At 62.1% G+C, this 25,373-nt stretch carries 8 protein-coding genes; 4 read left to right on the forward strand and 4 right to left on the reverse strand.

Annotation, left to right across the window (positions count from 1 at the left end; translation table 11 throughout):
• Positions 1-199: 199 nt before the first annotated feature.
• Positions 200-1,930 (reverse strand): cyclic peptide export ABC transporter, encoded by a 1,731-nt coding sequence (locus ACIQY3_RS09340; RefSeq protein ID WP_403018796.1) that lies wholly within the window; start codon positions 1,928-1,930, stop codon positions 200-202.
• Between the two features lie 114 nt (positions 1,931-2,044).
• Positions 2,045-3,070, reverse strand: coding sequence for a TauD/TfdA family dioxygenase (locus ACIQY3_RS09345; protein WP_403018798.1), 1,026 nt, complete (start codon positions 3,068-3,070; stop codon positions 2,045-2,047).
• Positions 3,071-3,461: 391 nt separating this feature from the next.
• Between ACIQY3_RS09345 and ACIQY3_RS09350 the strand changes: the two genes are divergently transcribed.
• Genes ACIQY3_RS09350 through ACIQY3_RS09360 form a run of 3 tightly spaced genes read left to right on the forward strand, consistent with a single transcriptional unit; the run spans position 3,462 to position 7,502 of the window.
• Positions 3,462-5,321, forward strand: coding sequence for an amino acid adenylation domain-containing protein (locus ACIQY3_RS09350; RefSeq protein ID WP_403018800.1), 1,860 nt, complete (start codon positions 3,462-3,464; stop codon positions 5,319-5,321).
• Positions 5,314-6,258 carry a syringomycin E biosynthesis L-threonyl-[L-threonyl-carrier protein] 4-chlorinase SyrB2 gene (gene syrB2 / locus ACIQY3_RS09355; RefSeq protein WP_403018802.1) on the forward strand — a complete coding sequence of 315 codons (945 nt, stop codon included), beginning with the start codon at positions 5,314-5,316 and terminating at the stop codon, positions 6,256-6,258. Before ACIQY3_RS09350 ends, syrB2 begins: the two co-directional genes overlap by 8 nt.
• 41 nt (positions 6,259-6,299) lie before the next feature.
• Complete coding sequence (locus ACIQY3_RS09360; RefSeq protein ID WP_403018803.1) at positions 6,300-7,502, forward strand: alpha/beta fold hydrolase; 1,203 nt, start codon at positions 6,300-6,302, stop codon at positions 7,500-7,502.
• A gap of 253 nt (positions 7,503-7,755) precedes the next feature.
• Here the strand turns inward: ACIQY3_RS09360 and ACIQY3_RS09365 are convergent, their stop codons facing one another.
• Both ACIQY3_RS09365 and ACIQY3_RS09370 read right to left on the reverse strand, forming a co-directional pair.
• Positions 7,756-9,120, reverse strand: a complete 1,365-nt coding sequence (locus ACIQY3_RS09365) for an MFS transporter (protein WP_403018805.1) — start codon at positions 9,118-9,120, stop codon at positions 7,756-7,758.
• Entirely contained in the window at positions 9,117-10,100 is a 984-nt protein-coding gene (locus tag ACIQY3_RS09370; protein ID WP_403018806.1) for a cupin-like domain-containing protein, read from the reverse strand. Before ACIQY3_RS09370 ends, ACIQY3_RS09365 begins: the two co-directional genes overlap by 4 nt.
• A gap of 397 nt (positions 10,101-10,497) precedes the next feature.
• Here ACIQY3_RS09370 and ACIQY3_RS09375 point away from each other — a divergent pair, with 397 nt between their 5' ends.
• Positions 10,498-25,371: an amino acid adenylation domain-containing protein gene (locus ACIQY3_RS09375; RefSeq protein ID WP_403018808.1), complete on the forward strand. Its 14,874-nt coding sequence runs from the start codon at positions 10,498-10,500 to the stop codon at positions 25,369-25,371.
• The last annotated feature ends 2 nt before the right edge of the window (positions 25,372-25,373 follow it).

A 25,373-nucleotide genomic window follows, 5' to 3' on the forward strand; every position in this document is an offset into this window, starting at 1 on the left:
GCCTCAACCAAGGAAAAACCTGTCGCGACAAAGTCGCCCAACGCACGAGCAGCGATAAATTTCATAAGTTCCTTCTCGAAGATTTGTCAGTGCCACCCGGGACACAAAGCACCAGGCACGCTTGGAGTGGGTACGGAATCAGTGCGCCGAACCGGCCTGTGGTCAGGCTCGGCGGCGGTGTCAGGAGATGTGGCGCGGTCTACGCCAGGGAGCTCAGGTTCTTGTCGCGGGCGGTGCAGTTGATATCGGAGACGATGTGCCCGTCGGCCAACTTGATGATGCGGTCGGCCAGTTGGAAATATTGATCGTCGTGGGTGATGATCAGCACCGTTTTGCCGCGTCGCTTGAGGTCCGGCAGCAGTTCTTCATAGAAGAATTTCTTGAACGGCGGATCCTGATCGGCGGCCCATTCGTCGAGCACGTAGACCGGCCGGTCTTCCATGTAGGCGCAGACCAGCGCCAGGCGTTTTTGCTGGCCGTAGGACAGCTCCTTGGTGGTCGAATAACCGAGGCCTTCGATCTTGATTTTGTCCGCCAGGCCCAGGGTTTCCAGGTACTTCTGGGCCAGCGCGGGACTGCCCTCTTCCTCGTCCGGCCCGATCAGGCGATTGAACAGGTGGAAGTCGGAGAACACGGCGGAAAACAAGTCGCGGAAATCACTGCGGCTGTCATCGGTGATGGCCTTGCCGTCGAGCATGACTTCACCGCTTTGCGGGATGTAGAGACCGCAGATCACCTTGGCCAGGGTACTTTTGCCGCAACCATTGCCGCCAACGATGTAGATCAACTCGCCGGACTGGATACTCAAATCGATCGGCCCCAGGCCGAAACCGGTCCCGGTGACTTTGTCCTGGTAATGCATGCGCACGTCTTTGAGTTCGATGCTGTCCCAGTATTTTTTGTGCTCCAGCAACAGCGTGGCGGCGACTTCCGGTTCAACCGGATCCGGGTGTGGGTCGTTGATCGAGAAGCCGAATTCGGCCAGGCGTGTACAAGCGATACGCCCGCCCGCCAGGACCGGCATCGCGCCAACCAACAGCGACAGCGGCCCCATGATGTACAGCACCGCGAGCACGCTGGCGGTCATGACTTTCGGGTCGAGGGCGATGACCAATGGCGCGGCAAACAGCAGGCAACCGATCAACAGCGACAGGGTGAACTGGCCGACGTTATCGGCGGCGGTGTACCAAAGGCGCTCGATGAAATTGAAGCGCGCCACCCGAGTGGAAGACGCCTGGATTGCCGAGCGGGCAAACCAGCGACGGCGGATGCCGTTGAGCTTCAGTTCCTTGAGGCCGAACACCAGGGCATGCGTGTATTCGTTGAACGAGGTGAACTCATCGCGGACCCGACCGGAGTAGCGGATGCCGCCCAGGAAAAAGAACATATAGAGGATGACGCCGACGACCATCAGCGTCAGGGTCAGGGCGAACACCACCCACGACAGGTACGCCAGGTAAGCGATGCCGAATATAAATACCGTCGCCTCGATCAACACCGTGGGCATGACCACCAGCGTGGTGTTCAGCTGCGGGATGTCGTTGGTCAACATCGTCAACACGTTTGGTGGGCCGCGCCGGTCGACTACTTCCAGCGGCGTACCAAGGATCTTGCGGCACAGGGCGATGCGCAAGCGGGTCATGATGCGCATGCTGGCGTAGGCCGGAAACAGCGCGGCGCCATTACGGAAAATCAGCGCCACCACACTCAGGCCGACAAACCAGATCAGTGCATCGGTGCGCGTGCCTTCTTCATGAATGGCTTTGTTGATCACGCTGACCACGGCAATGGACGCCACGCCGCTGATGATGCCGGTGATCAAGGTGAAGAAGGTCAGCCAAGGATGACTGCGCCACAGCAGGCGCATGACCGAGCCGGGTTTCGGCTTTTTGTCCTTCTTTGGCTTCTTCTCTTTCTTCTCGCCTTTCATTGATCGCTATCCTCAAATGGGCTCACCGCAGGGCATCAAGTGTACGGAGCGTGAGCAAATCGGCTGTCCCGGATTGCCGGTACAAAACCGCAAATGCCTGGCACCCGGCCGCTGTTATTGTTCCTGCCAGACATCGTTTCTGGCGGTCATCTCACCCATGGCCACCACAATCAGGCGCGGTTCTTCATACGGGTCGCGGGCGTGGGCGGTGAGCATGTTGTCGAGCATCACCACATCGCCTTTCTGCCAATCGAAGCGCACCGCGCAGGACTCATACGCCTCGCCGAGCAACGCCATGACTTCGTCTTCGATCGGTGTGCCGTCGCCGTAACTGACCATGCGTGGCAAGCGATCTTCACCGAACATGTCGAGCAGGTCTTCGCGCATTTCCTCGCCCAGGCAGAACGGGTGATGCAGCTGCACCTGATTGAAAAACGCCGATTCACCGGTCACCGGGTGCTTGATCACCGCCGGGCAGCGGGTGCGAATCTGCAAGGTGTCGGCGTCGAGCCAGGCGCACTCGGTGCCCTGTTCATGGCAACGGGCCTCGACCACAGCGGGGTCATCGACACCGAAAAAATTCTGCCAGCTCGGCTCGACGCCTTTGGTGAAGGTGCGGCTGTAGGTCAGTGCCTTGCGCTCGAACGTCTCGACGATGTCGGCGGGCAGCAGGCGAATCATTTGGCGGATGTCCACCAGGGGTGTTGCGCCACCCACGCGGGAAGGCTTTTCGCAGAAGAACCATTGCTTGCGCGGCCAGCTTTCGAGGTGAGAACTCTCGTTGTGGTACAGGATCATTTCCCGCTCGGGATAAGGCGTCGAACGATAGACATTGCGCCCGCCCTCCTTCTTCGGCAGGTCGCCGTAGCTGCCATGCAGACCGGGTGACAGTGCCTCGGCGAAGGCTTCGAAGGACGACACCGTGTCAAGCCCAAAGCCGCGAAAAAGCACGGCGCCATGCCGACACAACAAGGCCTCCACCGCCTCGCGCCGGGCCGAGGCCCACGCCGCAAAATCAAGGCCGGCAGTCACCGGTTCGATCACCACCGGCAGGCTGAGCCCGGGGCTCAACAAAGAAAGCCGGACCGACGCATCCAGACCGTTGTCAGCCCAACCAACCGCCGCAGTTTCAAGATTCATGCACAACTCCCAAGCCATATGGATCGATCGCGCAAGGATCAAAACATTGCGGGTGGGTCATGTCTGTAACCGCAATCCGGGACAGGCTCGGATGTCATCCACCGCCCCATGTGGGAGCGGGCTTGCTCGCGAAAGCGGCGGCACATCCCACATTGATGTATCAGACAGGCCGCCTTCGCGAGCAAGCCCGCTCCCACATTTGGTTCGTCGTTCGCTCCATCTGTGCGCTTGTCCCCATTTCCCGCGACAGACATCCGCTTGAACACGGTGCTGAAATACGGCAGCTGCGAATCGCGGTCGGTCCCCGGATACCTGTCCGGTGGACGGTCGAATGACCTCGCCCGTCGAGGCAACCGTGATGCACCTTTCCCCATTCACTGGAGCGTTAGTCATGCCGATCACCAACACGGGCGGGGCGCTGAACTCCGCGTCATCGCCTCTCAAACCCGCAGCGTTGCTGCATGAGTTGTTCAGTGCCAAGGCCCGCGAATTTCCCGAGCGAACGGCGGTGTCCGACGAAACCCGGGCCTTGAGCTATGCGGAACTGGAAGCCGTCTCATCGAAACTCGCGGCACGCCTGCGTCATGAAGGGGTGACTGACGGCATGCTCGTGGGCCTGTGCCTGGAGCGCAGTGTCGACCTGGTGATCGGTCTGCTCGGCATCCTGAAAGCCGGCGCGGCTTATGTGCCGGTTGACCCGCTGTACCCGGCCAAACGCCTCGAACATATCGTGCGCGACAGCGGCATCAGCCTGATGATTTCTTCCAAGGATGTCGCCAGCGTTCCGGCGAGTCCGTCGCTGCGCGTGCTGCATCTTGACGCTTTGCTGACCGGCCCAGAGGTCGACTCGACTGCACCAAAACTCAACGCGGCAACCGCCCCGGCCTATGTGATTTACACCTCTGGCTCGACCGGCGAACCCAAGGGCGTGCTGGTCGCACACGGCAACGTCAGCAGTCTGCTGGAAAGCACACAACGCTCGTATGGCTTCGCGCAGACGGACGTCTGGTCGATGTTTCATTCCATCGGTTTCGATTTTTCCGTGTGGGAAATCTGGGGCGCACTGGCCCATGGCGGCCAGGTCGCCGTGGTGCCTTACGACGTGTCGCGCTCGCCGGAATCGTTCCGCAAGTGGCTGGTGCGCAACGGCGTGACCGTGCTCAGCCAGACCCCTTCGGCCTTCCGTGGTCTTGATGAGATTGACCGCGCGGCCAAGGATCGCCTGGCCCTGCGTTATGTGGTGTTCGGTGGCGAAGCCTTGCCGGCCACGGTGCTGCGTCCCTGGGTCGAGCGTCACGGCGATGAAAAGCCCGCGCTGATCAACATGTACGGCATCACTGAAGCCACGGTCCACACCACTTACAAACGGGTGCGCGGCCAGGATCTGGAAAGCTCGGCGATGGTCTCCATCGGTCAGCCACTGGATGGCTGGAAGCTCAACCTGCTGGACGTGAACCAGGTCCCAGTGGCCCAAGGTGCGACCGGCGAGTTGTACATCGAAGGTGCCGGCGTCGCTCAAGGCTATCTGAATCGAATTGCGCTCAGTGCCGAACGCTTCGTCACCCTGCCCGGCCACACGAGCCCGTCCTATCGCACCGGTGACTTGTTGATGCAAGGCGCCGACGGTGAATATCGCTACGTCGGGCGTTGCGACGAACAACTGAAAATCCGTGGTTTTCGCATCGAGCCGGGTGAAGTCGAAGCCTGCCTGCAAACCAGCACCGCCCTGTCCGCTTGCCACGTTGGCGCCCATGATTATGGCGACGGCGACTGGCGCCTGATCGCCTATGTCGTACCCACCGATGGCCCGGATGCCTGGACCGAACACTCCCGTGCGCAACTCGCGGCACTGGCCTCGGACAACCTGCCGGACTACATGCGCCCTTCCGCCTACATCGTGCTCCCGGCCCTGCCGATGACCGCCCACGGCAAGATCGACAAGGCGCAGCTGCCGTCGCCGTTGAACGAGACGTCCGCGCCGCTGCAATCCGGGCTGTCCGAGTATGAGCACTTCGTATTGCGGGTCTGGTCCGACGATATCGGCTTGAGCGGCATCGGCCTCAACGATGACTTCTTCGACTTCGGCGGCACCTCCCTGGCCTTGATCCGCTCGTTGAGCAAGCTCAAGACGCATTACCAGATCAACCTGGACCCAGGCGTCCTGGCCGATGGCGCGACCGCCAAGGTCCTCGCCGGCTGCATTAATTCGCTTGTTCAAGCCCACAACCAAAAGGAAGAAGCAAATGTCTGAAGTTGCGGTTAGAAAATTCAACCTGACGAAGGAAGAACGAGAGTCGTTCGAAAAGAATGGCTTCATCGGCCCCTTCACGGCCTACACCCCGGAAGAAATGAAAGAAACCTGGAAGCGTACCCGCTTGCGCCTGCTCGACCGCAGCGCCGCGGCTTATCAAGACCTCGACGCGATTTCCGGCGCCACCAACATCGCCAACTACGATCGCCACCTCGATGACGATTTCCTCGCCGACCACATCTGCCGCGCCGAAATCACCGACCGCATCCAAAGCATCCTCGGCCCTGAAGTGCTGTGCTGGCGCACCGAGTTTTTCCCGAAATACCCTGGCGACGAAGGCACCGACTGGCACCAGGCCGACACCTTCGCCAACGCCTCGGGTAAACCGCAGATCATCTGGCCGGAGAACGAAGAGTTCGGCGGCACCATCACCGTGTGGACCGCGTTCACCGACGCCAACATTGCCAACGGCTGCCTGCAATTTATTCCGGGCACGCAGAACAGCATGAATTACGACGAAACCAAGCGCATGAGCTACGACCCCGAAAACGCCACCGGGGTGGTCAAGGACGGCGTTCGTCGTGGTTTCTTCGGCTACGACTACCGCCAGTTGCAGATCGACGAAAACTGGAAACCTGACGAAGCCTCTGCCGTGCCGATGCAAATGAAGGCCGGCCAATTCATCATTTTCTGGTCCACGCTGATGCACGCTTCCTACCCGCACAGCGGCGAATCCCAGGACATGCGCATGGGTTTTGCCTCGCGCTACGTGCCTTCGTTCGTGAAAATCTACCCGGACTCGGACCACATCGAAGAGTACGGCGGCAAGATCAGCCTGGAGAAATACGGCGCAGTCCAGGTGCTCGGCAACTCCTCACCGGACTACAACCGCCTGGTGACCGAGACCACCCGAGGCAAGAAATTCGGCTCGGAATAATGCTGGCTTGAGCAACGTTGCCTAACAGGAGCACCCTTTCCATGTCCCTTCCCACCGACGCCGCAACGCGCCTGTGCGAGACAGTCAGGATGCTCCGGCATCTTGCCGCCAACCTGCCGGACCCGGTTCGTCTGTGTTTCTTCGCCGGGGGAGACGACAGCACGCCTGTCGCCGCCTCCCCGGCGCGGGTTGCCACAGAGCACGCCGTGACTCGCGCGTTGGCCCACGTTGGCGTCAGCGCCGTGCAGTACTTGCACGGCGCGTCGGCGCAACTGTCGTCGTTCGAATTGTTTATCAGTAAGAAGATTTCCCAGGCCCTCGACTTTCGCTACGACGCTTTCGACGCGCCGGAACCCTTTGAGGCCGTGCTGGCGTCTTTCGATTTCAGCGGCGCCGTCCCGCAGATCGAAACGTCGCGCCTGATCACTCGTGACGGCGTCCCCCTTTCGGTCTATGCCAGCAAACATCGGCAACGCCCGCCCATCGTCCTCGCCCTGCCCTGCGGCATGCCGTTTGATCTTTGCCGTGACTGGTTCGACGCGCTCAGTGAGCGTTACTTTGTCGTGACCTGGGAAACTCGCGGGCTGTTTGGCGCGTGCGAAGCCTTCGACCAGGTGGGCGTCGATACCCATGACCAAGTCGCCGATCTGTTCGCGGTGATGGATCATTTCGAGCTGCACAGTGCACACCTGATGGGCATCTGCGGCGGTGCCGCGATTGTGCTGTGCGCTGCGGCCGTGCATGGCGAACGCGCGCAGTCGTTGAGCCTTTGGCACGGCGACTACAACCTGGGCGATGACAGCCTGCGTACGCCGCACCAGCAAAACTTCGAATGGCTGATGGAAACCGCCGCGCAGGACCGGGCCGAGGCGCAAGACCTGCAAGCGATGTTCGTTGATCAAAAGACCCTGGCGACCACGCCGGAACCGATCGCTCATACGGTGCTGTTCCCCTACGTCAACCCGGAGCTGTTCTACCGCTACGCCCGCCTCAATGACGCGCTGAACAAAACCGAGTTGCTCCCCATCCTGCCCCGGATCACGGTGCCGACATTGGTGGTGGCTGGGGACAGCGACAGCACCACCCACATCGGTGGCTCGCGGTTGATTGCGCAGTCCATTGAGGGTGCAACGTTGCATATCGAGAAGGATGGCAGCCATCTGGCATTCTTCGAACGGGCAGCGGAGTCGAAGAAAACGGCGTTTGAATTCATCGACGCAACGCTTGAATTGGCTGAGGTCTGAAACAGGGATTGTGCTGAAGAAACACTAACCCTGTGGGAGCGAGCCTGCTCGCGAAGGCGGCATGACAGTCGACATTATCGTTGGCTGACACACCGCTTTCGCGAGCAGGCTCGCTCCCACATTTGTTTAAGTGTCGATCACAAGATCTGTGGTCGGCACAGACCCCTGCAGGAGCAAAGCTTGCTCGCGAAGGCGTCGCACCAGTCACTACTCATGCCGACTGACACACCGCTTTCGCGGGCAAGCCTCGCTCCTACAGAACCGCGTCGGCCGGGGTCAGTGCTGTGCTGTCCTCATCCCGCACCAACCGATCCAGTCGCCGCATCGGCCGATAGATCAGCGTGCCCAGGCACAACAACACACTCACCGCGCCCGCCACCACAAACAGCAGCGCCACGCCCCGGCCCTTGCCCACACCGAGCCAGCCGCCGATGGACTCGACAAACCGCCCACCCGGTTCAAGCGCCGGCTGGAACCAGTGGTCGACAATCAAGCCACCACCAAAGATCGCAATGCTCGTGGCGGCAATGATCAACATACTGATCAACGCAAACACACTGGCCCGGGACCCGGTGGGGATCTTGCGCATCCACAACGCACTGACGCCGCCATCGGCCACACTGGCCGCCGCGATGGCGACAAACACCACCGCGCAGTAGGCCGTCGTACTCGATACCAGTCCAATGCTGACCACACACAGCGACAACACCAGGTCGGCACACGCAATCAACACCATCAACCGCCCGGGGTTGCCGACAAAGATCAGCAACCCGGCGCCAGACAATCCGCCCAACGCCGCCCAGGTGTACACCACGCCCAAGGTCTGGCTGGTGTGCATCGACAGCAACAACGGCGTGATCATCAACGTCACCATCGACAGCAGCGCATTGCGCAGCATCGTGTAGACCAGCAACCCCGCCATCAGCCGTTCGCTTTTAAAGAAGCCCAGCGCATCGGTGACATTGCGCACTGCGCCGCGCATTACCGACCCCGCACTCGCCCCGCCACCGCCCAATACCGGCGTGCGCGCATGGGAAAACGCCTTGATCACCAATAACGTGCCCGAGCAGAAGGTGATCAGGTCGATGGCAACAATCGTCACCAACCCGGCCTGAGCCATCAGTATCCCTGCCAACAGCGGCCCCACCAGCGCCGAGGCGTTCTTGCTGATGCCCATCAACCCCGAGGCCCGGGTGAATTTGTCGGGTTTAACAATCGAATTGACGGCCGCCTGATAAGCCGGCTGGCGGAACGAACTGACGATCGACGCTAACGCGTTGAACACATACAAATGCAGCGGTTCCAGCCGATCGGTCCAGAGCAGCGCCATCACCACGAACAGCATCGCCGCGAGCAGCACGTCGCTGCAGACAATGATGACTTTGTGACTGACCCGATCCGCCAGACCTCCGGCCAATGGCAGGAAGATGATCGCCGGCAACGTCGCCGCCAGCACCACATTGGCAAACGCAACGGCTGATCCGGTGTGGTTGTAGACCCAGACGCCCAGGGCGAACTCCATCAGCGCGGTGCCGATCACCGCGAGGGATTCGCCCATCCACAGGAAATAGAAACCGCGCCCGAGGGAAAAGTCTGGTCGGGCCGACTTGAAGATCACCGTTTGACCAGGCGTGCAACGCCATGCAGAAGCCGATACGCCAGGGAATACACCACCGCACCCAGTACCAACGGGGCCGCCGGGGTGAACAGATACGTGCGCGCCACTTTGCGAGCGATGGGATAGCGCAGGTCACCGTTGATGTGCAACGGCGTGCCGAAAGTCGCGGCAACGGTGATGCCGAACTCTTCGCCAATCGACTCCACCGCATGCCACCACAGCGCCGGGATATACAGCGCATCGCCGGGTTCGACCACGGCCCGGGTCGGGCGCAATGCGCGGGTGCCGGGGAAACGCTCGGTGTCGATATTGAACAGGTAACCCTCGTTCTCGATCACCGGCCGCAAGCCTTCCCAACTCGCATCATCCGGTGGCAGCAAGAGGATTTCCTTGGCGCCGATCACCTGGGTCATGAACGTTTCGTCGGTGGCGTGGAAGTGCCAGTCCGTATAGGAATCGCGATACAGGAAACCGCGATAGGACGGATAACGCCGGGCCTTGCTCAGCACCGGCATGAACGGCATACCCGCGACGTCGTCCTTCATCTTCTCGAACGCCGCGCCTTCGGTGAAACCGCAACTGTCAGCCACCAACGGCCCACCCTCAACCTTCAACTCGTCGAGAAAGTCGTGGAACAGAATGTCGCGGTGACGCGCGTCCGCCTGTTCGGTCAACGCGGCTTTGACCTCGGGCCCGGACCAGCCGATCACCTCCGACACCATCGCCGAACGCACCACCACCGGGCTGTTGGGCGAGTTGGCCCGCAGGTATTCGGTGTCGGTCCATTTGGTGAACGCCGGCCAGTGGCGCACGGCATTCTTGATCAGGCAGGGACGGTTCTTGGTGACATAGAGGCGCATGAAATCGGCTTTGGAGATTTCATGCGCATCGATCACTTCAACCGCCGCGGCTTCAGCGTAATTGGGGAATCGGGTCAGGCTCCAGGGCTTAACCGCGGGACGGTCCGTTTCGGCTGTCATGTTCATTTCAATGGCTCTCGCAAGTACACCCAAGGGATGGCGTTCGGTCTCTGGGAAAGCATCGATTTTTCTCGAGACAGTCGAGAGCCGGACACGGGCTGACTGAAGGTTTGCCCGGGCTTTTATAGCAGCCCCCTCCCCAGATCCAAAGCGCCGCGCCGGTGCATCGGCACGCTTGTCCCTGCTTCCCATGACAGACAGTCGGCCGTGGATGTTCTAATTTTTTCCGACCCTGTGGAGAGACCGTCAAGGCGCTCGAACGATACGTCCGCGCCGCGAAAACCGCCCTCTCCACGACCTACGTTTCGTCACGTCGATGCTCAGCCCAGCCCCTCAGGTATATCTGCCCATCGAACGGAGACGAGCCTTAATTGACTTAGAAACAGGTGTTTCCGATATGGCTTCGTCTACCGATATGGCGCTTTCCCACGACCTCCAGAATGACAACCAGGCCCACGAGCTCGCTTCCGTCCAACAAGGCATCTGGCTGGATCAGATGGCCCACCCGGAGCTGCCTTACTACAACATCGGCATGGTGCTGGAGATCAAGGGCCGGATCGATGTGCGCTTGCTCGAACAAGCCATCGAACTGATCGCCAATCGGCACGATGCCCTGCGCCTGAGCTTCAGCCACGAAGGTGGCGTCGCGCGTCAGACCGTGTTGCCGTCCATCGAAGTGAGGCTCGACGTCGTCGATTTTTCCGAGGAAGACACCGCCGCCGGACTGGCCATGGCCTACGTGCGTGAAGCCTTCCGCAAGCCGTTCGACAAACTGACCGGCAAGCTGTGGGAAGCACGATTGGTGCGGTGCGGACCGGAGCGTTTCTACTGGCTCAACCGCTATCACCACCTCGTGACCGATGGCGCCAGTGTGTCGCTGATCGGTCATGCGGTCAGTGATGCCTACAACGGTCTGCTTGCCGGTGACGACAACCCGCCCGAAGGCCATTCCTATATTTCCTTCCTGGCAGAAGACCGTAGCTACATCGAATCAACGCGTTTCGAGCGCGACCGCGCGTTCTGGCATGAGAAATTTGCCCAGTTGCCGCCGGCGCTGTTGCAGCAAAGGGTTGCGGTCGCAGGCAGCGGCATCGCCCCGAGTGCGCAAGCGCAAGCGATGATTCCTCGCGCCCTGTTCAACGCCCTGGCGCAATTCGCCAGCGGCCATGGCATGTCCCTCGCCCACGTATTGATGACGGTCCTGGCCACGTACTTCTGCCGCACCGAAGGCGTGGACGAAATCGTGATCGGCATGCCCGTGCACAACCGCACCACCGCGCGCCAGAAAGCCACGGTCGGCATGTTCTCCTCCCTCAGCCCGATTCTGCTTGAAGTCGATCCGCAAGCCTCGTTGCTGGACCTGATGCAGGTCGTCGCCACGCAACTGCGCAAATGCTACCGCCACCAGCGTTTCCCGATTGCCGAGTTGAACCGCTCCCTGAAACTGGCGCAGCAAGGGCGCCGACAACTGTTCGACATCTCGCTGTCCTTCGAAAGCCTCGACGGCGACATTCATTTCGGCGGCATGCCATCGGAAGTGTTCACCCTGGACAATGGTTATGAACGCACGCCGCTGGCGATTTTCGTGCGTGACTACCACCCGAACGAAGACGTGTACTTGGACTTCAACTTCAACACCGCATTCTTCACCCTCGACGAAGTGCAGCAGCTGCAACAGCGCATTCTGTCGATGCTGGAAACCGTGATCGAGCATCACGCGCTGCCGGTCGGGCACTTCCCGATCATGCCTGCGACAGAGCGGCAGCAACTGCTCGGCGAGTTCAACGCCACCGAGCGCGATTACCCACGGGATCTGTTGATCCACGAACTGTTCGAACAGCAAGTCGCCCGCCGCCCGGAAGCCAATGCAGTCAGCGACGACAGCGGTCAGGTGTTGAGCTACGCCGAACTCAACCGCCGGGCCAATCAGTTGGCCCATCGGTTGATCGAACTGGGTGTCGGCCCTGACGCACGGGTTGCCGTGTGCCTGCGCCGTAGTCCGGAGATGGTGATTGCCCTGTTGGCGATCCTCAAGGCTGGCGGCGCTTATGTGCCGATTGACCCGGATCTGCCGGTTTCTCGCCGCGAATACATGCTCGATGACAGCGCACCGTTGGCGGTGTTGAGCAGCGCAGCACTGCTTGCGACCCTGCCCGCGTTGAACGTGCCGGTGTTAGTGCTGGATCGCGATACCCATGATTTCCCCGACACCAATCCGCAAGTGTCAGGCCTCAACGCCACGCACCTGGCCTACGTGCTCTACACCTCGGGCTCGACCGGCATGCCAAAAGGCGTGATGAACGAGCATCGCGGGGTGGTCAACCGGTTGCTCTGGGCGCGTGATGAATACCGCGTCGATGAAACCGACCGCGTCCTGCAAAAGACCCCGTTCGGTTTCGACGTGTCGGTCTGGGAATTCTTCCTGCCGTTGCTGGCCGGTGCGCAACTGGTGATGGCGCGTCCGGGTGGCCATCAGGAGCCGGATTACCTTGCGAAAGTGATTCGAAGCGCCGGCATCACTATGCTGCATTTCGTGCCGTCGATGCTTGAGCTGTTCCTGGAAGACCGCACCAGCCAAGGCTTCCCGGGCCTGCGTCGGGTGCTGTGCAGCGGCGAAGCCCTCCCTCGCAGTCTGCAAAATCGCTTCGAACAGCAACTGGCCGAAGTCGAGCTGCATAACCTGTACGGCCCTACCGAAGCGGCCATCGACGTGACCGCGTGGCACTGCCGTCCGACCGATCGCGGCGACAGCGTGCCGATTGGCCGACCGATCGCCAATATCCAGATCCGCATTCTCGACAGCTTTGGCGAACCCACGCCGATGGGCGTCGCCGGGGAAATCAATATCGGTGGCGTCGGCGTGGCCCGGGGTTACCTGAACCTGCCGGAGCTGAGTGCCGAGCGCTTTGTGGCCGATCCGTTTTCTACGGATCCTGAAGCACGCCTGTACAAAACCGGTGACCTGGGCCGCTGGTTGGCGGATGGTTCGATCGAGTACATGGGCCGCAATGACTTCCAGGTGAAGATTCGCGGCTTCCGCATTGAGTTGGGTGAGATCGAAGCCAAGCTGGCCAACCATCCGGACGTGAAGGAAGCCGTGGTACTGGCGCGTGAAGATGCGTTGGGCGAGAAGCGTCTGGTGGCCTACTACACAACCACCGATGAAGCGCTGGAGACTGAAACCCTGCGTACGCACCTGCAAGCGCTGTTGCCGGAATACATGGTGCCGGCGGCGTATGTGCGCCTCGACGCGCTGCCGCTGACCTCCAACGGCAAGTTGGATCGCAAGGCATTGCCGGCGCCGGATCTGGCGTCGCTGGTCACTCGCACTTACGAAGCCCCGGTGGGTGAAGTTGAAATTGCCCTGGCGCAGATTTGGCAGGATTTGTTGGGCTTGCCGCAGGTGGGGCGTCAGGATCAGTTCTTTGAGTTGGGCGGCCATTCGCTGCTGGCGATTCAACTGATTTCCCAGGTGCGTTTGCGACTGGGCGTCGAGCTCGGCCTGGCTGATTTGTTCGCCCAGCCTGAGCTTGCCGCGTTGGCACAAGCCGTGGCTGAGGCCAGTCGCAGCACCTTGCCGGAGATCGTCACGGTTTCCCGCGAGGAAGAGCTGCCGCTGTCGTTTGCCCAGCAACGGTTGTGGTTCCTGGCGCAGATGGAAGGTGGCAGCGCCGCTTATCACATGCCGGCGGGCCTGCGTTTGCGCGGGACATTGGATACGGAGGCGCTGCAACGGGCGCTGGATCGCATCGTGTTCCGTCACGAAGCGCTGCGCACCACCTTCGTTCAGGCTCAAGGCGAGGACGCTGCCCAGCGCATCGCCCCGGCGGATTGTGGGTTTGCCTTGCGTCAATACGATCTGCGCGGTGAGGCCGATGCCGAGGCGCAATGGCAGGTTCTGGCAGCGGAAGAAGAGGCCGAGCTGTTTGATCTGGAACACGGCCCGTTGATTCGTGGCCGATTGATCCGTCTCAATGCCCAGGACCATGTGCTGCTGGTGACCATGCACCACATCGTTTCCGATGGCTGGTCGATTGGTGTGCTGACCAATGAACTGGCGGCGCTGTACGAAGCGTTCCGCCATGGCCTCGACGATCCACTGCCAGCGCTGGCGGTGCAATACGCCGATTACGCCGTGTGGCAGCGTCGCTGGTTGAGCGGCGAGGTGCTGCAAACCCAGAACACTTACTGGCAAAAAACCCTGGCCGATGCGCCGGCATTGCTGATGCTGCCGACCGATCGGCCACGTCCGGTGGAACAGGATTACGCGGGCGCCGCACTGTCGGTGGCGTTCGACGCGAGCCTGACCGCAGACCTGAAAAACCTCAGCCAACGCCACGGTACCACGTTGTACATGACGTTGATGGCGGGCTGGGCAGCGCTGCTGAGCCGTCTCTCGGGCCAGGACGAAGTGGTGATCGGCTCACCGGTGGCCAACCGTCTGCGCGCCGAAGTCGAAGGCTTGATCGGCTTCTTCGTCAACACCCTGGCCGTCCGTGTGGATGTCTCCGGCGCCCTGAATGTTGAAAACCTGTTGGCCCGGGTCAAGGCGCAAACCCTCGGCGCCCAGGCCCATCAGGACCTGCCGTTCGAACAAGTGGTGGAAGCGCTGAACCCGGTGCGCAGCCTGGCTCACAGTCCGTTGTTCCAGGCGATGTTGTCGTGGCAGACCGCCAACGGCGATGACTTGGTGCTCGGGGAATTGAAACTCGAAACCCTGGGCATGACCAACCGTGTGGCCAAGTTCGACTTGTCGCTGGAACTCGGTGAGGTCGGCGGGCAACTGCTCGGCACGCTGGAATACGCCACGGCGTTGTTCGATGAGCGCACGGTGCAGCGTTATCTCGGTTATTTCGAACGGGTACTGCGTGGCATGGTGGCCGACGATCAGGCGCAGGTTGACCGTATCGAGTTGCTCGATGCCGGCGAACGCCAACGCTTGCTGGTTGACCTCAACGCCACCCGCGCTCCGTATCCGCGCGACAAAACCATTCACCAGTTGTTTGAAGCCCAGGCCGAAGCGCAACCGGACGCCATTGCGGTGGTGTTTGACGGCGAGCAGATGAGCTACGCCGAACTCAATCGCCAGGCCAACCAGATGGCGCATCACCTGATCGGGCTGGGCATTCGTCCGGATGATCGGGTGGCGATTTGCGTCGAACGTGGCGCGGAAATGCTGGTCGGCTTGCTGGCGATTCTGAAATCCGGTGCCGGTTATGTACCGCTGGATCCGGCGTATCCGGCTGAACGACTGGCCTACATGCTCACCGACAGCACTCCGGCGGTGTTGTTGACTCAACGGGCGTTGCAGGATCGTTTGCCAGTGCTCGACGTGCCGGTGGTGCTGCTCGACCGTGAAGAACGCGTGCACATCGCCGATGGTTACGACGACAACCCGGTGATCCTGTCGTTGGGCGTGCGCCATTTGGCCTACGTGATCTACACCTCCGGCTCCACCGGCACCCCGAAAGGCGTGATGATCGAACATCGCGGGCTGGTCAACTACACCCTCGACGCCATTCGGTTGTTCGGTCTGACAAATGCCGACACCGTGTTGCAACAAAACACCCTGAACTTCGATTTGTCGGTGGAAGAAATCTTCCCGGCGCTGATCGCCGGTGCGACCCTCGCGCCGAGCCGCAACATCTTCGGCACCTCCCAGGACGACATCCGCCCAACCTTCCTGCACCTGACCGCTGCCCACTGGCACACCCTGGCTGCCGAGTGGCACTACAACCCGACGCTGGCGCAAGAACAACTCCGCGACGTGCGCCTGATCAACGTCACCGGCGACGCGCTCTCCACGCAAAAACTGCAAATGTGGGAGCAAATTCGTCCGGCGCACACCCAACTGGTCAACACCTACGGTCCGACCGAAGCCACGGTGTCTTGCACCGCAAGCTACGTCACCTTCGAAGCGCTGAACAGCAACGCCAGCATCGGCACACCGATGGCCAACACACGCATCTACCTGCTCGATGCGCACCTGCAACCGGTGCCCTTCGGCGTCATCGGCGAAATCTACATCGGTGGCGACGGCGTGGCACGGGGTTACCTGAACCTCGACAAAATCACCGCCGAACGTTTCCTGCCTGACCCCTTCAGCAACCTCGCCAGCGCCCGCCTCTACAAAACCGGCGACCTGGCGCGCTACCGCCCGGACGGCGGCCTCGAATACCAAGGCCGCAACGACTTCCAGGTCAAGGTTCGCGGTTTCCGTATCGAACTCGGCGAGATCGAAGCCAAGCTTGGCGACTGCACCGGCGTGAAAGAAGCCGCCGTGATCGTCCGCGAAGACGCGCCGGGCGAAAAACGCCTGGTCGCCTACGTCGTGCCACAAACCGGCATCACCCTGACCGCTGCCAACCTGCGCGCGCAACTCGCTCCGTTGCTCGCCGAATACATGCTGCCAAGTGCCTTCGTCAGCCTTGAAGCTTTGCCGCTGACACCCAACCGCAAGCTCGACCGCCGAGCGCTGCCAGCGCCGGATGCCGCAGCCTTCGCCAACCGCACCCACGAAGCCGCGAAAGGCTCGACCGAAATCGCCCTCGCCCAGATCTGGCAGAGTTTGCTCAAAGTCGATGCCGTGGGTCGCCACGATCACTTCTTCGAACTCGGCGGTCACTCGCTGTTGGCCGTCAGCCTGATCGAACGCCTGCGCCAGCAAAACCTGTCTGCCGACGTGCGCACCGTGTTCACCTCGCCGACCCTGCGCGACATGGCCCAGGCGATTGATCGCGACACCCGCGACCTGTTCCAGGCCCCGGCCAATCGCATTCCCGCCGGTTGCACCGCGCTGACCCCAGACCTGTTGCCCCTGGTCGAGCTCGAACAGGCGCACATCGACCGCATCGTCGCCAACATCCCCGGCGGCGCCGGGAATATCCAGGACATCTACCCGCTGGTGCCGTTGCAGCAAGGCATCCTTTTCCACCACTTTCTCGGCCATGAAGGCGATGCCTATCTGGTGCGCTCGCTGATCGAGTTCGATGATCGCAGCCGTCTCGACGCCTTCGTCGCGGCGCTGCAACAGGTCATCGACCGTCACGACATCCTGCGAACCGCCGTTCAATGGAGCGGCCTGCCGCACGCGGTGCAGATCGTCCAGCGCCGCGCGGTGCTGCCCGTGCATACCGTCACCCTCAACGATCAAGAAGACGCGCTGGTCCAGCTCGAAAACATCAGCGATCCACGTCACTTGCGCCTGGACCTGACCAAGGCGCCGCTGCTGTGCGCGCACATCGCCAAAGATCCGCAGTCGCCACGCTGGTTGCTGTCGCTACTTGACCACCACATGGTCAGCGACCACGTCACGCTGGGGATTCTTCTCGAAGAAGTGCAAGCGATCCTCAATGGCGACAGCGCCAGCCTGCCAACCCCATTGCCTTACCGTGACTTCGTGGCGCAGACCCTCGCGAGTCCGCCACAGGTCCATGAAGCCTATTTCCGCCAGCGTCTGGCGGATATCGACGAACCCACCGCGCCATTCGACCTGCTGGATATCCAGGGCGACGGCAGCGACGTTTCGATGGTCAACGTGCGCCTCGACACGACACTGGCCCGCAACATCCGCGTTGCCGCGCGCAAACGTGGCGTCACCCCGGCGGTGCTGTTCCATATCGCTTGGGCGCTGGTGCTCGCACGCTGCACCGGGCGTAACGATGTGGTGTTCGGCACCGTGGTGTCGGGTCGTTTGCAAGGTTCGGCGGGTTCTGATCGGGCTCTCGGGGTGTTTATCAATACCCTGCCGGTGCGTGTGCGTCTGAGTGAACAGACCACCCCCGCGCTGGTTGCCGATACCTATCGCGACCTGAGCGCCCTGCTCGCCCACGAACAGGCCTCCCTCGCACTGGCCCAGCGTTGCAGTGGGCTGTCCGCCGGCCTGCCGCTGTTCACTACCCTGCTCAACTATCGCCACCAGACCGGCGATGCGTCGCTGGCTAATGAAGATCAAGTGCTGGCCTGGGAAGGCATCCGCTTCCTGAGCAACGAAGAACGCACCGGTTACCCGATCGAAATCGCCGTGGCAGATGAAGGCGCGGACTTCTCCCTGAGCGCCCAAGCGACTGCGGGCATCGATCCACAGCGTATCGCCGCTTATATGACCCATGCCGTCACCGCGCTGGTCGAAGCCCTTGAACACAACCCCGAGCAACTGGCCGACACCCTCAACGTGCTGCCCGAAGCCGAGCGTCAGCAACTGCTCGGCGGCTTCAATGCCACCGTTACTGACTTCGACTTGTCTCAACCGCTGCAGGCGCTCTTCGAAGCCCAGGTGCGTGTACGACCCGAGGCGATTGCGCTGGTCTACGAGGATCAGCAACTCACCTACGCCCAGCTCAACCGCCGCGCCAACCAGCTCGCACGGCGCTTGATCGCCCTCGGTCTGCAACCGGACCAGCGTGTTGCGCTGTGTGCCGAGCGCAGCCCGGAGATGCTGATCGGCTTGCTCGGCGTGCTCAAGGCCGGCGGCGCCTACCTGCCCCTCGACTTGGCCCTGCCGGTCGAGCGCACGGCGTTCATGCTCAGCGAAAGCACGCCATTGGTGGTACTCACCCAACAGGCTTTGGCGGCGCAATTGCAGGTCGGCGAAACGCCGCTGTTGTTGCTCGATGAACGCGAGTCCCTGGACGCTGGCAACGACCCGGCCTTCGATCTGGACCCGGTGATTGCCGGGCTGACCCCGGCGCATCTGGCCTACGTGATGTTTACCTCGGGCTCGACCGGCAAGCCGAAAGGCGTGATGGTCGAACACCGCAACGTGGTCAATCTGTTGCGGACGATGGCTGAAAAAGTCGGGGCGAATGCCAATGATCGCGTACTGGCGCTAACCACCCTCGGCTTCGATATTGCCGGTCTGGAACTGTTCCTGCCGCTGATCTGCGGCGCACGGGTGGTGTTGGCTTCCCGTGATCAAGCTCATGACGGTCGACTACTGGCCGAAGTCATTGCGCGCAACGAAGTCACCCTCGCCCAGGCCACCCCGGCGAGCTGGCGCATGCTGCTGGATTCAGGCTGGTCGGGCGATACATCGCTGACCGCCCTGTGTGGCGGCGAGGCCTTGCCGGCTGATCTGGCCCGGCGTCTGGCCGGACAGGTCGCGCGCCTGTTCAACGTGTACGGCCCGACCGAAACCACCATCTGGTCATCGGCAATTCAGGTCAGCGCTCAGGACACCCTCGGCAGCCAGGTCAGCATTGGCCGGCCGATCGCCAATACGCAGTTCTACCTGCTCGACCCGCAAGGTAACCCCGTACCGGTCGGTGTCTCGGGGGAAATGTTTATCGGCGGCACCGGCGTGGCCCGTGGCTACCTGAACCGTCCCGACCTCAGCGCCGAACGCTTCCTCACCGATCCATTCAGCACAGTGCCGAACGCGCGAATGTATCGCACCGGCGATCTCGGCCGCTGGTTGGCCGACGGCAGCCTGGAATTCCTGGGACGCAACGACTTCCAGGTGAAGATCCGCGGTTTGCGCATCGAACTGGGCGAAATCGAAAACGCCCTGATGGCCTGCCCCGGTGTGCGTGAAGCGGTGGTGATCGCTCGCGACGACACCCCGGAAGTCGCCAACAGCCAACGCCTGGTCGCCTACTTGTGCGGCAACCCGGTTCCGGCCGAACTGCTGCGCGCCGAACTGCTGAAAAGCCTGCCCGACTACATGGTGCCCAGCGCCTACGTGCAACTGGACGCCCTGCCCCTCACCCCGAACGGCAAACTCGACCGCAAGACTCTGCCGGCGCCGGGCCAGGACGCCGTGGCCAGCCGCACCTATGAAGCGCCCCAAGGTGAAACCGAAATCGCGATTGCCAGCATCTGGCAGGACTTGCTGCACCTTGAGCAGGTCGGGCGTCACGACGGTTTCCTTGAACTCGGCGGCCATTCGCTGCTGACCGTGCAGTTGCAGGCCCGCCTGCATCAGGTGCTCGGTGTCGAAATCGCCTTACGCACGCTGTTTGCCCAGGGTTCGCTGAGTGCCATGGCCGAGTGCGTCAGCCACGCCAGCCTGTCGCTGGTGCAACCGATCCCGCTGGTTTCGCGCAAACAGGCGCCGCCCTTGTCGATGGCGCAGCAGCGGTTGTGGTTCCTCGATCAACTCGATCATGCCGCCAGCGCGGCGTATCACCTGCCCGCGGCGCTGCGCCTGAGCGGCAGCCTCGACGAAACCGCCCTGCGCCGCGCCCTCGACCGCATCGTTGCGCGCCACGAGAGCCTGCGCACCACCTTCGAACGTCGCGACGATAAAGTCGGCCAATACTTCGCCCCGGCGGACGCTGGCTTCACCCTCACCGAGCACGATTTACAGCGCCTGCCGCCCGAGGCACGGGAACATGCGGTCAAGGAACTCGCGCAAATCGAGGCCCACGCGCCGTTTGATTTGAGCCGTGGCCCGCTGATCCGTGGCCGTCTGTTGCGACTGGACGACAGCGAGCATGTGTTGCTGGTGACTCAGCACCATATCGTCACCGATGGCTGGTCTATCGCGCTGCTGATCGAAGAGTTCAACGCGCTGTACACCGCGTTCAGCCAGGGTTTGGACGATCCGCTGCCGGACTTGGCGCTGCAGTACGCCGACTATGCGGTGTGGCAGCGTGAATGGTTGCAAGGTGAGGTGCTGCAAACCCAAACCCGCTACTGGACCCAGGCTCTGGATGGCGCGCCGGCACTGCTCGAACTGCCGGCAGACCGGCCGCGCCCGCAAGTACAAAGTTATATCGGTTCCAGCGTACCGCTGCGCCTGTCGCCAGAGTTGAGCAACGCAGTGCGCCGCTTCAGCCAGCAACAAGGGCTGACGCCGTTCATGACCTTGCTCGGTGCCTGGTCGGTGCTGCTTGCACGCTTGAGCAATCAGTCCGACGTGGTAATCGGCACCCCGGTGGCCAACCGTCCCCGCGCTGAAACCGAAGCCCTGATCGGTTTCTTCGTCAACACCCTGGCGTTGCGGGTCGACCTGCGCGACCAGCCAAGCGTCGGGCAATTGCTGGCGCGGATAAAGTCCACCACCCTCGACGCCTACAGCCATCAGGAATTGCCGTTCGAACAAGTCGTCGAAGCCCTGCAACCGGAGCGCAGCCTGGGCCACAGTCCGCTGTTCCAGGCGATGCTGGTGTTTGGCAACACGCCCCATGACCGCACGCTAGAGCTGCCGGACCTGCAACTGAGCCCTGTCGCCCTGCCACTCAGCACGACGCAAACGGATTTGAGCCTGTCGCTCAACGACGATGGCGAGATCATTACCGGGCAGTTCGAATACGCCACCGACCTGTTCGACGCCAACACCATCGAGCGCTGGGGCCGGCACTTCCTGCGTCTGCTTGAGGCGATGCTTGCCGACACCAGCCAAGCCGTCGGCGCCTTGCCGCTGCTGGACGCCGAGCAGTACCTGCAGGTGCTGAAGGACTTCAATCCGAGCGCCGAACCTCTCGACGAAGACCCGGATCGCCTGCCGCAGAAAATCTTCGAAACCCAGGCCGCCCGCACACCGGAGGCGATTGCCCTGGTCAGTGCCGGCGAATCCCTGACTTACGCCACGTTGAACGCACGGGCGAATGGCGTCGCCCATCGCCTGATCAAGCTCGGGGTCAAGCCCGATGACACCGTGGGCCTGTGCGCCCGGCGCAGCGCCGACATGGTGATCGGCCTGCTGGGCATCCTGAAGGCAGGCGCCGCCTACGTGCCGCTCGACCCGCAATACCCGGCGGAACGTCTGGCGCACATGCTCGCCGACAGCGCACCCCGCGTGCTGGTGCGCGAACAAGGGCTTGAGTTGGCGGTGCCGGTTGACCTCGCCACCATCGAGATCGGCAGCGACGAAATCACCCGCAACCCGCAAATCGCCGGTTTGACCGTGGGCCATCTCGCCTACGTGATCTACACCTCTGGCTCCACTGGCCTGCCGAAAGGCGTGATGGTCGAACACCGCGGGCTGCGCAACCTGCTCGACTGGTACCTCAAGGATCTGGCGTTCACCGCCAATGATGCGGTGCTGCTCGCGTCCTCCTACAACTTCGACCTGACCCAGAAAAACATCCTGGCGCCGCTGATGGTGGGCGGTGTGTTGCACCTGGCCGAAGAACCGTTCGACCCCGCCGCCATCGTCCAGCAGATTGCACAGTCGGGCATCACCCACATCAATATGTCGCCGAGCGCCTTCCACGCCTTGGTCGATGCCGACAAAACCCACGCCCTCGCCAGCCTCAAACGCGTGGTGCTGGGCGGCGAGCCGATCCCGCTGGCCATGCTGGAAAAACTCCAGGCGCCTCGGCCAATCGTGATCAACAGCTACGGCCCGACCGAGTGCAGTGACGTGGTGGCCTGGCAAACGGTTGACGCCGACCTCGACGTTTACCGGGACCAGGCAATCCCCATCGGCAAGCCGATCCGCAACATGCAACTGCATGTGCTGGATACCCTCGGGCATCTGGTGCCGATCGGTGTTCGCGGCGAGATTCACATTGGCGGCACCGGCGTGGCCCGTGGCTACCTGAACCAACCGGAGTTGAGCGCCGAGCGTTTCATCACCGATCCGTTCGCTGCCACCGCGGACGCACGCCTGTACAAGACCGGTGACATCGGTCGCTGGCTGGCGGACGGCACCCTCGAATACCTCGGTCGCGATGACCATCAGGTGAAGATCCGTGGCTTCCGTGTCGAGCTGAGCGAAATCGAGGCCGTGCTTGCCGGTTGCGAAGGTGTGCGCGACGTCGCCGTGATTGCTCGCGAAGTCAGCCCTGGCCAATCGGACAGCACGCGACTGGTCGCCTACCTGTGTGGCGAACCGGTGCTCGCCGAATTGCTGCGCAGTGAATTGCTCGCGCATCTGCCCGAGTACATGGTGCCGAGCGCCTTTGTTTACCTCGACGAGTTGCCGCTGACGCCCAACGGCAAACTGGATCGCCGCGCCCTGCCGGCACCGGGTGCCGACGCGTTCGCCAGCCGAGCCTACGAGGCGCCGCAGGGTGACGTGGAAACCGTGATTGCCGGCATCTGGCAGGACCTGTTGGGTCTGGAACAAGTCGGTCGGCATGATCGTTTCTTCGAACTCGGCGGTCACTCACTGATGGCCGTGGCCCTGATCGATCGCTTGCGTGAGCACGGCCTCGGGGCCGATGTGCGCATGGTCTTCGCCTCGCCGAGCCTGCGTGAAATGGCCCGGGCGATTGGCCGTGATGCGCGGGAAATTTTCCACGCACCGCCGAACCTGATCCTGCCCGGCACGACGCAACTGACGCCACAGATGCTGCCGCTGATCGAACTCGATCAAGCGCAGATCGACACCATCGTTGCCAACGTGCCCGGCGGCATCACCAATATCCAGGACATCTACCCCCTCGCGCCGTTGCAACAGGGCATTCTCTTCCACCACTTGCTCGGCCATGCCGGTGACGCGTACCTGATTCGCTCGATGATCGAGTTCGATGAGCGCAGCGGTCTCGACCGCTTCGTCGCGGCGCTGCAACAAGTGATTGATCGACACGACATCCTGCGCACTTCGGTGCAATGGAATGGCTTGCCGGAACCAGTGCAAATCGTGCAGCGCAACGCCGAGCTGGCGGTGCACACGGTCACGCTCGATCCAAAAAGCGACGCCCTCGCGCAATTGGAAAACATCAGCGACCCGCGTCAATTGCGCCTCGACCTGAGCCAGGCGCCGCTGCTGCGCGCCTACATTGGTCGGGATCCGCACAGCCAACGCTGGCTGCTGGCCTTGCTCAACCACCATATGGTCAGCGACCACGTCACCCTGGAAATTGTGCTGGAAGAAATCCAGACCATCCTTCAGGGCCAGGGCGACAGCTTGACCGCGCCGATGCCTTACCGGGATTTCGTTGCGCAGATTTTGGCGACCCCAATCGAAGCCGACGAGGAATACTTCCAGCGCCGGTTGGCCGATATCGACCAACCCACCGCGCCGTTCGGCCTGCTGGATGTGCAGGGCGACGGCAGCGATGTCGAAGAAGTCAGCATGCGCTTCGACGATGGCCTCACCCGTCTGATCCGGGCCCAGGCCCGCGAGCGCGGCATTACCCCGGCCGTGCTGTTCCATGTGGCCTGGGCGCAGCTGATCGGTCGTTGTTCCGGCCGCGATGACGTGGTGTTCGGCACCGTGGTGTCGGGTCGTTTGCAAGGCTCGGCCGGTGCAGAAAGGGCGCTGGGCGTGTTCATCAACACCCTGCCGCTGCGGGTGAACCTGGCGCAGTTTGGCGCCAATGCGCTGGTCGCCGAGACGCACCGCGACCTCAGCGAATTGCTCGCCCACGAACAGGCTTCGCTTGCGCTGGCCCAGCGTTGCAGCGCGGTGCCTGCCTCGCTGCCGCTGTTCAGCAGCCTGTTCAACTATCGCCATCAACTGGAGGATGACGCCGCGCCGACGCAATGGCCGGGCGCGCGGATCCTCTCCGAAGCGGAGCGCGACAACTATCCGCTGACAGTGTCGGTCAACGATTACCAACACGACCTGGGCCTGACCGTGCAGTGCTCGCCGAGCGTCAACCCGCAGCGCATCTGCGACATGATGCAGCGCGCACTGGAGCAACTGACCCAGGCGCTGGCAAACACCCCGGACGCGCTGCTCACGCAACTGGATCTGTTGCCAGAGCAGGAACGCGAGCGCTTGTTGGTCGAATTCAGCCAGACCGCACCGGACGCCGAGTGGTTGGCACAGCACAGCCTGTCCATCAGCGAGCCACGGCTTTATGTGCTAGACGCGGCCGGCCAGTTGGCACCTATCGGTGTCACCGGCGAAATCCATATCGGTGGTGCGCAAAACCTCGGCACCGATCGCTTCATCAGCAACCCGTTCAGCGCAGATCCACAAGCGCGCCTCTACAAGTCCGGCGATCTCGGTCGCTGGCTCGCGGACGGCACGCTTGAAATCCTGGAAAGCCCGCTCACCCTCGGTGACGCCGGTGAAATCGAAGCCGCCGAAGCGCTGCAGTACGAAGCGCCCAAAGGCGAGACCGAACAGAAACTCGCGGCGCTGTGGAGCAACCTGCTCGGCATCGAGCGCATTGGCCGCAACGACCAGTTCTTCGAGCTGGGCGGCCATTCCCTGATCGCGGTGCAACTGACCCTGCGGGCCCGGGAACACTTCGGCGTCGAAGTCACGCTCAAGGCGTTGTTCGAACACCCGTCGCTGCGCGAACTGGCCGACCTCATCACGACCCTGCAACTGGCGCTGTACGAGTCAGAAGTGCTGCTCGATCTCGAGCGCGAACTGGCTTCGTTATCAGAAAGCGACTTGCTCGCTATCGTCTCCAAGGATGCTTAAAA

This window comes from Pseudomonas sp. NPDC096950, assembly GCF_044762525.1.
Classification (GTDB): domain Bacteria; phylum Pseudomonadota; class Gammaproteobacteria; order Pseudomonadales; family Pseudomonadaceae; genus Aquipseudomonas.